Annotated in this window: 7 protein-coding genes; 4 read left to right on the plus strand and 3 right to left on the minus strand. The window is 32.8% G+C overall.

The annotated features are described in order from the left end of the window. Window positions 1-217: 217 nt before the first annotated feature. Both B3J44_RS01395 and B3J44_RS01400 read right to left on the minus strand, forming a co-directional pair. On the minus strand, window positions 218-1,474 hold the full coding sequence (locus tag B3J44_RS01395) for a retropepsin-like aspartic protease (RefSeq protein ID WP_286965112.1): 1,257 nt from the start codon (window positions 1,472-1,474) through the stop codon (window positions 218-220). Between the two features lie 171 nt (window positions 1,475-1,645). Then, window positions 1,646-4,231, minus strand: a complete 2,586-nt coding sequence (locus B3J44_RS01400; protein ID WP_286965114.1) for a hypothetical protein — start codon at window positions 4,229-4,231, stop codon at window positions 1,646-1,648. A 521-nt stretch (window positions 4,232-4,752) separates the two neighbouring features. Between B3J44_RS01400 and B3J44_RS01405 the strand changes: the two genes are divergently transcribed. Together B3J44_RS01405 and B3J44_RS01410 are read left to right on the plus strand one after the other, a co-directional pair. Continuing rightward, window positions 4,753-4,986 carry a hypothetical protein gene (locus tag B3J44_RS01405; protein WP_095931884.1) on the plus strand — a complete coding sequence of 78 codons (234 nt, stop codon included), beginning with the start codon at window positions 4,753-4,755 and terminating at the stop codon, window positions 4,984-4,986. Window positions 4,987-5,366: 380 nt separating this feature from the next. After that, window positions 5,367-8,333 carry a KAP family P-loop NTPase fold protein gene (locus B3J44_RS01410; RefSeq protein WP_286965120.1) on the plus strand — a complete coding sequence of 989 codons (2,967 nt, stop codon included), beginning with the start codon at window positions 5,367-5,369 and terminating at the stop codon, window positions 8,331-8,333. Window positions 8,334-8,669: 336 nt separating this feature from the next. Here B3J44_RS01410 and B3J44_RS01415 read toward each other — a convergent pair whose 3' ends face one another. Beyond that, a complete protein-coding gene (locus B3J44_RS01415) occupies window positions 8,670-9,413 on the minus strand; it encodes an SDR family oxidoreductase (protein WP_286965122.1) in 744 nt (247 codons plus the stop codon). Window positions 9,414-9,511: 98 nt separating this feature from the next. Here B3J44_RS01415 and B3J44_RS01420 point away from each other — a divergent pair, with 98 nt between their 5' ends. Then, window positions 9,512-9,847, plus strand: coding sequence for a winged helix-turn-helix transcriptional regulator (locus B3J44_RS01420; RefSeq protein WP_177209806.1), 336 nt, complete (start codon window positions 9,512-9,514; stop codon window positions 9,845-9,847). Between the two features lie 557 nt (window positions 9,848-10,404). Then, window positions 10,405-11,048, plus strand: a 644-nt coding sequence (locus B3J44_RS01425; RefSeq protein ID WP_414654724.1) for a calcium:proton antiporter, incomplete at its 3' end; no start/stop codon positions are given.

Consider the following 11,048-nt stretch of genomic DNA (forward strand, 5'->3'; position numbering starts at 1 on the left):
TCTGTGGCTAGAATAAAAATTCGCAAAGTTTTATTTGCACAGCTTTGCGTTCTTAATACTTATAATAAGTTTAACTCTAAAAATATCTTTGTGTACTTTGCGTATCCCGATAGCTATCGGGATTGCGAACTTTGCGGTTAAATAAGCAGTTAGCAAAAAAAATCAGGTATAGTATGTTATTACTATCCTGATTTATATAATTCTTCTATGGTTAATTCTAATTCTCTAGTTTCAAATAATTGCCATCAAAACTAATCACGACCTTTTCAAATTGGCCGAGTACATCCTGGCCAATATTCCCATAGTTTACTTCGCCATAAACGCCGTAATCCTTTGGGGAAATTTCCATTTTTGGAAGCTGAATTGTTTTATTTCCAAGCGATATTGGCTGATCTTTTAAAACTACTACTTCAGTCGAAACAACTTCTGCACCGGCACTAGAAGACTTTATGGTATCAAGAGTTCCGTCTTGGTCAAGCTGGGGTTTGAAAGTTTCATAAAACGCTTTATTAAACAAACTTACTTTTGCACCGCTGTCAAAGTTAAATGGCAAGGTTTTGTTTTTATACTTCAACATTACAATCGCTCTTAGTTCGTCTACAAACAAGTTTTTTTCGTTTGTTCCAGATTCTAATTCTTTAGAAAAGGTAAGTTTATCTTTTTCAATTGTAATCGTTCCTAATTCTTTTACTATAGGAAAGCCAATAATTCCGTTAATTACGTAAGCTCCATCTGCAAAAGTAAAAGCCTTATCAGGATATACTAAAAATACCGCATTATGAATTTTCAATTCTCCTAAATTAATTTCAGACGCTACACCAATACGTACTTTATTTTTCTGCCCTGTAAAACTCTCCACCGAAATATCATTGTCTGGAAGAATTTTAACTCCCATTTTCTTTGCAATGCTTTCTGTAATACAGCTAATTCCTGCCCCAGTATCAAAAACAAAATGAGACAGCGTATCTTTTGCTTTAACCTCTGTTGTTATCAAACCCGCTTTGTCTTTTACAGTGGCAACAGTAATTTTAGTAAACTTATCTATAGATTGTGGTCTAGTACCTCTAAGCGTCTTCCAAATTCGTTGTGTATTTATTTCATCCTGAAGTTCTTCTTTGGTAAAACGCTGCTGAAATTTCATCGTCAAAATTTTAGAAGCCATATAAGCCGAATTATAACTAAAGAGTTTGATGTAATTATCATCTTTTAGCTTTGTAAATTCATAACTATTTATAAGTTCATTATTTTTCAGACTGTCCAAATACTGATTTGACAGCTTTGGTTTATTGCACACATTGGCATATAATCCTTTATAGAAATAATAATCTTTACCCTTTTCCTTGCTGTTAAGACTGTCCATTTTAGCAAACTGATGCTGTTTACTCAGCTGTTTTAAAATAGAATCTGATTTCGTCTGCCCTAATACTATTTGTACCGCAAATAAAAGCCCCAATAAAAGTTTGTTAGAATTCATCTATCTGATTTTTTGAATGTTAAATATAAGGAAAATCGGAAAAAAATTGAAGTTCAAAATTCCGATTATTTGATTTGGAATTTGGGTTTTCAAAAATTAAATTTCAAAAAAAATCAGGATTAGCGTTTTATCACGATCCTGATTTTCTGAATTAAAATTAACCTTCACTTTTTATCTTCTTCCTCTAAAGCCACCGCCGCCGCCTCTAAAACCACCACCGCCGAAGCCACCGCCATTAAATCCGCCTCCGCCTCTTTGGATATTTTGGAAATTTCGCGTTTGCATTTCACCGCGATCTCTCGAAATAGCCGAACGGTCTAAATCATGTGTAACATCAGGACGACCCGCTTCACCAAGCGGTTTATTTGGCTGTCCAAGCGTTTGATCTGCTTTCGGGAAATTGTCTCGTTGTATTCCGTCACCCATTCTAGTTTCGCCTCCTAGATTTTGGTTGTCGCGCTGCATACGTTCTCCTGCTCCATTTGCACCAAGACCTTGATTATCGCGTTGAATTCTCTCTCCTGCTCCGTTTGCGCCGAGTCCTTGATTATCGCGCTGAATTCGTTCTCCCGCTCCATTCGCTCCAAGCCCTTTATTCTCTCTATTCTGAATCCCTTCACCCGCTTTTTTAGATGATCCCAAAGTTCCCGCTTGTGTCCAGCCACCGTTTCCGTTATTATAATGGCTCCAGTTTCCATTGGCATCTCTTTTATATACATGTCCATCGTGACCAGCATATAAATTATTATTGGTATGAATCGTAGTTCCTCCGCCTCTTCTGTGTGTAATTACACCTTTATTTCCGCCCGAAGTTTCATAACCAATTGCCGTTCCGCGTCGGGTTGTAATATGTCCCGTCTGCGCCCACTGATTCCCGTTTGTCGCAGCCGAATGTCCCCATTGTGCATATGCATTATGCCCTTGATTGGTTCTGGCATAATTACCCGTCCACGGATTGTATGTACTTGCAGCCGTGCGTCCGCCATACCATCCTTGTACGCTTGCAGAACGTCCGTATCTTCCCGTTGCAGGATTATACCAAGCCGAAGTTCCAGCCGCGCCATAAGGTCCATAAACGCGTCTTCCGGCAGCATAACCGCCCGTCCACGGATTGTAGACTGCTCCTCCTCCGTACGCATAAGGCCACGGACGATAAATTGGATACAGTCCGCCGTAATACATATAAGGCGGATAATACCATCCTGTGCCATAAGTCAATATCGCGCCGAATGTTGCACCAATAATAAAAGCACCCAAATAACCCGCTGTTGCACTGCTTTCAACCGTTGTATCGGTTGTGGTTTGCGTTACATAGGTAACATTATAAACTGGCGAACTTGGCGGAATCGTATAAATTTCTTGCGGAACAGAATCGCATGTTTTCCAAGGTCCGTTTGGACTAGTCGACATAAACCAAACCGCCTGAAAACACAAATAATACAAATCGCCCACTTTTATAATCTTCTCTTGCGTATTGCTTGCGTATTGCATTTTCGTTCCATCGATAGTTTTAAACTGAGGTGTTCCGCCATCATACGATACTTTTACTTTGGCTTCAGCATCCGATTTCTTCAAAATAGCCGTTGTCGGAACTTGTGCCAACATTACAGCATCATTCGCTTCCTGCGTTCCAGGCACCGACGACAATACATTGGCACGCGGAGAATCTTTAGGAATTTTAGCAAAATCAGCAGGAAGACTATTACTGGCATAACTCCACGGTCCAGTTAGTTCTTTAGACTTAAACCATCTTCTAGACAATAATACATAATACTGACCTTTGTTTTCGTCGGCAAAAACATCATTCTCAGTATTGTCAATGTATAGTAATTTAGTTCCTGGAATTTTAACGAATTTCGGACTTCCGTTTATGGCAATCAACTCTGCAGGTTTATTGCTGTAGAAAACCTCTGGCGCTGCTCCAGATGTTGGAGGCGGAATCATTTTCTTAACATCATCAAAATTCTGTCCCGAAGGCAGATTACTTAAACCCGCAGGCAGTTTGGTTGTTTTAGTCCATTTGCCCGCCACATTTTTCGAAGTCAGCCAGATATTTTCCACCAACAGATAATAATCTTTTGTTGTTTTATCAAAAAACAAATCCCAATTGGTATTTACCACATATTGAATATCCGTTTTTTCTACAGGCACCAAAACTGGTTCGCCTTGCACGATAAGCAAAATCGACGGATTTGTACTGTAAAAAATCGCAGGAGGATCGTTTTTAGCCGCAATTCCCTTTGGCGGACTTTTGGTATGACTCAAATCTGCCAAAATACGATCTACCGAAATAGGATCTCCGCTCTGAGGCAACGTTTCTTTAAACAGCTTTTCCATTTCTGGCACTTTCTTTTGGTCCAGAGCAGGAAAACGTATATCGGTTACTTGAATATTTTTAATAAAAGCGCTTCGGTTGTCTTTGTCTACCAATGTTTCCGCTTTCAAAGAAGCCACGCCCAAAACCTGTTTTCCATCTTTAGGAGTCAACGAAAAAGCCACTCGAGCAGTAATTTCTTTAAAATCTTTCCAGTCGTCTACCTGAGGCTGATAATAAACCAATTTTGTACCGTTATTTTCAGCTTCGCGAGGCCAACCTCGATCTGCAATTAATGTCGAGTCGGCAGTTTCAGACTTTCCAGTTTCAGAACTTGACTGCTCCGTATTTTTATCTTTTTTGCAGGAGAACAAAATTGCACTCAAACAAACTCCAATTATTAGAAAAGCATTTCTCATAAATTTAAAAGTTAGATTATTCATTGAAAATTTATTTTCTCGATCGTCGTATAAAATTCTTTCCTATAAAATTAAATTCACCGCATAAATAAAACTAAAAATCAGCCGCTTACTTTGTTTCAGATTATAATTTGAAACCAAATAAGTGCCTAAATGATCCTTATTTTCTATAACCAAAATTTTAATCTGAACCAATAAAGTGAGCTAAAATGAAGCATTGATATTAATTAGAAGCTATTTCCTGCTATCCGCTATATCTTTTGTGGCGAACCCCGCCACAAAAGGATGCCGCTACTATCAGGGCTAGGACACTCATTTTCAAAAGCAAGTTTTCGGGAAATTATTATTTAAGAATTGTATTACTTTTTACAGTATTAAACCAACTTCTTTTTTGATATATTTGCAGTCCTAAAAGTAAAGTTATGATCTCAGAAAAAAAGTTTGCCCATGTGGTATGGTGGCGGTATTGGAAACAACCGCAACGCTCACTTTACAGCGTAGGACACCTAAGCCACGTGGGTTTTATATTTCCTTAAAGTAAAGTTATGAGTACCAAAACCCTTTCAAAAGAAGCCGAAATCGGTCTAATGAATTTCTTCAACGACAGAATTGACCCACTCGATATGGCGAGAGCCATAAGACAGGTAAATCTAACCCTCGCATTGGGCGTTCTAAACGATCAAGAAAACATTCAGTTAAACGCTGCCAAACTTGGAGACAGCTTCTATTGGCTCAATGAACTAGCCGAAATTTTAGATCCTTATCTGGATTTGGAGTAATAAGATTCGTGCTTTTTTGAAAAATTAAAACCCTTGGTCTTTGAAAAAAAGATTGAGGGTTTTGTTTTTTTAGTTTTAAAAAAATCCGTGTAAATACTTGATGTTTCAAATTTAATTATTGGTATTCTTGCTGGATATATATTTTAATTATTACGGTTTTCCTCATTCTTTTTAATTAAACATTCAATACTTTAGCAAATTAATTAAAACTGCAATACTAATAGCCTTAAAAAAAACAAGATTATAGATTATCTCTTGAGATTATGCAAGCATTAAAAAGGGTGAAAATAATAAGATTGGAAAATAAAAATACTTAAATACAAATTGACAAAAGGAATAAATTATAAAAGAATATTTTAAAGAATTTCCAAAATTTTAATATGAATAAAATAATAAAAAAAATTGCTGATTATATTTATAAAAGTTATTCTAAAGCAATAACAAATTCAATCGTAAATAGGTTTTTGTTTGCTTTTTCTTTTTTTTTATTATTTGTCCTTTATAAAAATAACATTGAGACATTCATAGAAACATTTATCCTTGTAAAACCTAATTTTTCTAATGTTTATATTGATATTATCCTCTTCTCAACAACAATTGTAGTTTCAATATTAATCGTGACAAAAATTATACAAGATGAATATATTCCATCCTATTCTGAAATTTTCGTCAGTTTTTTAATACTTTTTTTTATTATATATTATGGAACCAACAATAAGTGGAATGTATTAAAATGCAATATTTTAAATTTTGAAATCAAATATTTAATTTTAATTGGGATCCCAATTTTGCTATTCCTTTCTTTTTGTTTTTATAATTGGCATAAAAAAAAGTATAATAATCCAGAGAATAGTTTTCGCACAAATCATTTCATAAGTGATGATCCTATTCTAGATATTGATCAAGATATCTTAGATTCAAAAAAAGTAGCAAATAATCTTATCCAAATTCTTAAAAATGAAAATCACGAAAATTCATTTACATTAGGATTAGTTGGTCCATGGGGAAATGGAAAATCTAGTGTTATTAATTTTGTTAAAGATGATTTAAATAAAAATAAAGAAAATAATACAATAAGTATACAATTTTTGCCATATTTAAATCATAATGAAAATGATATAATAAACGAATTTTTCATCCTACTAAGTAATCAATTAGGAAAATATAGTGGAAAAGTATCTAATCAATTAATGCTTTACTCAAAAAAAATAACAAACCTATATAAAGATAAAAATATAGTTGACTTTTTAGAGGATCAAATAACCAAAATCGAAAGTACATCAGCAAATCAGCTTTACAATGAAATCAATGAGCATCTAAAAGAAATTAATAAAAAAATAATTGTTTTTATAGATGATTTGGACCGATTAAATGAAAAAGAAATTCTTCAAGTTTTAAAATTAATTAGAAATACAGCTAATTTTAAAAATACATTCTTTGTAGTAGCCATGGATAAAGAATATGTATTGAGTAGATTGAAAAGCAGTAATGATATCTTAAACACTGCTTTTATTGACAAATTTTTTCAATTAGAAATATACTTACCTGAAATAGACAATTCAATATTAAGAAACTTTTTTTTTGATTGTCTTAACAATTCAATACTGCAAACATCCGACGGTAGTTTCAAAAACGAATTAATTGAAGCAATGAGTAATGAAGATAATTTGTTCAATGATTTTATCAAAAACATGAGAGACGTAAAAAGAGTAGCAAATCAAATTGTTTATGATTATCCTATTTTCAAAAATGAAATTGATTTAAAAGATTTTATGAATTTCACCTATTTTAAGTTAAAATTTCCAAAATATTTAAAGCTATTAAATGATAGAAAAGCTGATTTTATATATATCGATAGAGAAAAAGAAACTTATAATCTAATTAAAAAAACAACTAAAGAAAATCCTGATGATATTTTAGATGAATTAAATAAAGTGAAATTATACAATATTGATTTTCTTTATAAATATAAATCGTTTCCCACTAAAGAATGCAAAGATTCTGAATTAAGTATAAATTGTGAAGATAAAATACTGTTATTAAAAATTTTAGCATACTTGTTCGGAGAAGAAAATAACGTTCCTGATTCAAGTTCAATTAAAAATGAAAATAATTTTAGAATGTTGGTACAACAACAAATATTCCCAAATTATTTTAGTCAAAGAGAATTTAATATCCTTTATGATAATGATATTGACTTGACTCTCTTAACGTCTATTTTTTTAGATAATAAATTACCCCAGCTTATCAAAAGATTAAAAGATTTAAATACAAATTCTGAGCTCAAAATCAAACGTTCGATTCAAATTATAACATTACTATATGATCAAAGAAGAATATATAATTTATACGATGTTGAATTGTTGTCATTATTAAATTCCTTTATTAATAGACAATTTGAAAATGATATTAAGAATACGGAAAATCTAATCAAGCCTTCAGTCTTTTCAAAATGGCTAATGGAAAACATCTTTAACAACGAAAAATTATCAAAGGAAACAAGGTTATATCTATTAGGGCATTTATGGTATTCTAGAAGAGAAAATAAATCATGGCATATTAGTCCTAGTAATATAACGGTGATAACAAAAAGATTATTTAAAAGTTTTATCAATGAGTTTTCTGATGAAGATGTTAACAATTTTGAAATATATTTTATTTATAATTCAATAAAAGAAATTACTAATATAAAATCACATTTGAATAAACTTATAATTGATTATTGGGAATCAAATTTAGAATTGACTTGTGCTCAATCAATTGAATTTCAAAATTTTTCAAACAGTTCTTTTAAAATTTCAGATACAATATCCGAAATAATTGAAAGCAAAATCGAATTTATTAATTTTATAAAATCACATAAACAAAATGAATTACCTGAAATAAAGGAATTTCTTCTTCTTTTTGATTTACTTCTTATTAAAAACTTTGCAGATTTTGCGATTTTTGAGTTTCAAAAATCAAAAAAAATGAAAGATCGCATTAATTATGTAAAAAATATCCCAACAAGGTCCAAACGAGATATAAATGAAAACATTAGAGAAGTTTTTTTCGAATCTAATTCTGAGGAATTGGTAGATTATTTCATCAGTAATCAACCTGAAAATTCAAAGGTAACAATGACCAAATTTATTTATTTAAATAAGTTCTATTTAGTAATTAAACTAGATAGAAAAGGTGAAACTAAATCAATTATATCTTTTATAAATTCTATAGTAAAAAATCAAGTTTTTCATGAGATATATAAAATACCTAGCACAATTAATCCTGAAAATAAGTATCAAATTTATTTTGAAATTAAAGATGGATCTTACTTTAAATCATTCTCTATCCAACCAAAATTATAAATAAATGTTTTGCAACTAGAAAACATATAACTAGTGCTAAATTTAGAAAAGAAAAAAATAGAAATAAACATATTGATCAAGGATATTTTCTTAAAAAAAAGGAATGGCTAACAATATAAACCAGTAATAAAATCTAATCTATCTTGAAAATCGAAGGCATTCTATATTGAAAAATGATGCTTTATATTAGAAAAGTTTAGCAACCAAAATTTTCAGATATCTGTTCCCAAAGTATATTTGGGTGTAGAATAAAGTTTCCTTTTTTCAGAATTAAAAACCCTCTGTCTTAAAAAAAACTGAGGGTTTTGTTTTCAATAGAAATGTTTTTTACAGAATTCATCCTAAACTCATCCCACCATCCATAATAACATCAGCCCCAGTCATAAATACAGCAGCTTCACTACTTAGATACGAAACCATTTGAGCCACATCCTCTGCCCTTCCCATTTGTTTTAGTGGGACCTTTTCTACTACGACATCCATGATGCCTTTTACGGTGGCTTCGTCTAAGCCTACTTTGTTCATGACTTCGGTTTGAGTTGGTCCTGGGCTAACAGAATTGACACGAATCTTTCTTGGTGCTAATTCTAAAGCCGCCGATCTCATAAACGAATTCAAAGCCGTTTTACTCGCCGAATAAACCGAAGATCCTGGACCTGGCATGCTCGCAGTATTCGAAGAAAGAAATACCACCGAAGCGCCGTCTTTCAAAATCGGGATAAATTTGCTTAAAGTGAAAAAAGCACCTTTCAGATTCACATTCATAATATTGTCGTACAACTCTTCTGTAGTTTGTTCAATTGTTCCTAAACCCGCGATTCCCGCATTGATAAACAAAATATCAACCGAACCGAAATCGGCTTTTACTTGAGTAGCCAGTTTTTCGATATCCGAAATATTCGATTGGTCTGCTGTGATGGCTGTAACGCCCAATTCCAAAGCCGCCTTTTCTATGGCTTCTTTTCTTCTTCCTGTAATAATTACGTTTGCGCCTTGCTGCTTTAATTGTTGGGCTGTTGCGTAACCTATTCCGCTGTTTCCGCCTGTTATAACGGCTGTTTTATTTTTTAGATTTTCCATCTTTTTGATTATTTAAAATTTATTTGGCAAATTTAAATTCAAATTGGTATAACTTTGTAACCAGTATCATCGAGTATACCAAACTAATTTTAAACGTAATGGAAAGAAACCAGAAGGAAGAAGTGCAAGCGCTTCAGGACACGTTGCATGTTTTGGGCGGAAAATGGCGTTTGCCAATCATCAATTCGATCTGCAACGGAAATCATCGTTTCAGGGAAATCGAACGCAGTATTCCGGGGATTACGACACGCATGCTTTCGCGAGAACTCAAAGAAATGGAATTGAACATGCTCATAAAAAGAACCGAAGATCGCGATGCCGAAATTCAGGTCAAATATGAATCGACGCCTTATTGCAAATCTTTTGGTCCTGTGATTGAAGAAATGATCAAATGGGGAAAATCGCATCGAAAGGAGATTATTAGAAATTCTTAAAATATTCTCTCGCAGATTTTGCAGATTTCGCAGATTATACAAATTAAAAAAATCTGCTTTATCAGTTGAATCTGCGAGAGAAAAAATAGAGAGACGCTAAAATTGTTTGAAACACGAAACCAACTTTGACAAAGTTTAGACAATCGCATCGAAAGGAGATTGTCCGAAATTCTTAAAATATTCTCACGCAGATTTTGCAGATTTTGTAGATTATACAAATTAAAAAAAATTGCTTTATCAGCTGAATCTGCGAGAGAAAAAATAGAGAATCGCTAAAATTGTTTAAACACGAAGTCAACTTTGTCAAAGTTCGAAACTTTGACAAAGTTTTTAAACATCTTAAGAAAATCGCAACGAAAGAAATCGTTTAAAAATTCTTAAATAAAGCTGTAATTTTATTTGGTCAAAAATGTGCTTTTTGAGTCAAAACACAATCAAATAAACTTAAAAAGTGCTTAAAACTGCCTTTTTTTATCATTTTTAGCTATAAAAGTTCTATCTTACAAAAAAAGGGCGAACGTTTATTCTGTTGGCTTATATTCTAAAAACTACAAAAAATGAAACAATTATTACAGTGGACCATTATAATTCCGATTCTATCATGGGCGCTCCTATTTAGCGGACTTATAGAAAACAGCACTCTTTTTCAAATCGTAGCAAGTATTCTGCTTATTCTAAGCGTGATGTCGGCGGTACATCATTCAGAAATTATTGCAGAACGTGTTGGAGAACCTTACGGTACGATTATTTTGGCTATTTCGATCACTGTAATTGAAGTTTCTATTATTGTTTCTTTAATGCTTTCTGAAGGCTCAGAAGCTGCTTCTTTGGCCAGAGATACGGTTTATGCTGCAACTATGCTTATCTTGAATGGAATTATAGGATTGTGTCTTCTTATTGGAAGCATTAAACATTACGAACAGAATTTCTCTCCTTCTTCGGTAACCATTGGCTTGGTTTCGCTTATTTCGATTATTGTATTCACTTTAGTGTTTCCAACATTTACAGAAAGTGTTCACGGTTCTTATTATTCAACGCCTCAGCTCATTTTTGCTTCGATTGCCTGTCTTATTATTTATGGTTCTTTTTTGTTTGCACAAACCAAAGGATATCGCCAATATTTTCTAACCAATACTACAAACGAAGACGAATCTAAAACACATCCAATTGAAATTAATAACAAAACATTTTACACTAGCCT

The sequence above is a fragment of the Flavobacterium sp. UBA4854 genome (genome assembly GCF_002399805.1).
Taxonomy (GTDB): domain Bacteria; phylum Bacteroidota; class Bacteroidia; order Flavobacteriales; family Flavobacteriaceae; genus Flavobacterium; species Flavobacterium ginsengisoli.

Excerpts from the sequence above, each read along its gene's own strand:
- B3J44_RS01395 (WP_286965112.1), bottom strand. The coding sequence starts at position 1,474 with ATGAATTCTAACAAACTTTTATTGGGGCTTTTATTTGCGGTACAAATA.
- B3J44_RS01420 (WP_177209806.1), top strand. The coding sequence starts at position 9,512 with ATGGAAAGAAACCAGAAGGAAGAAGTGCAAGCGCTTCAGGACACGTTG.
- B3J44_RS01415 (WP_286965122.1), bottom strand. The coding sequence starts at position 9,413 with ATGGAAAATCTAAAAAATAAAACAGCCGTTATAACAGGCGGAAACAGC.
- B3J44_RS01400 (WP_286965114.1), bottom strand. The coding sequence starts at position 4,231 with ATGAATAATCTAACTTTTAAATTTATGAGAAATGCTTTTCTAATAATT.
- B3J44_RS01405 (WP_095931884.1), top strand. The coding sequence starts at position 4,753 with ATGAGTACCAAAACCCTTTCAAAAGAAGCCGAAATCGGTCTAATGAAT.
- B3J44_RS01410 (WP_286965120.1), top strand. The coding sequence starts at position 5,367 with ATGAATAAAATAATAAAAAAAATTGCTGATTATATTTATAAAAGTTAT.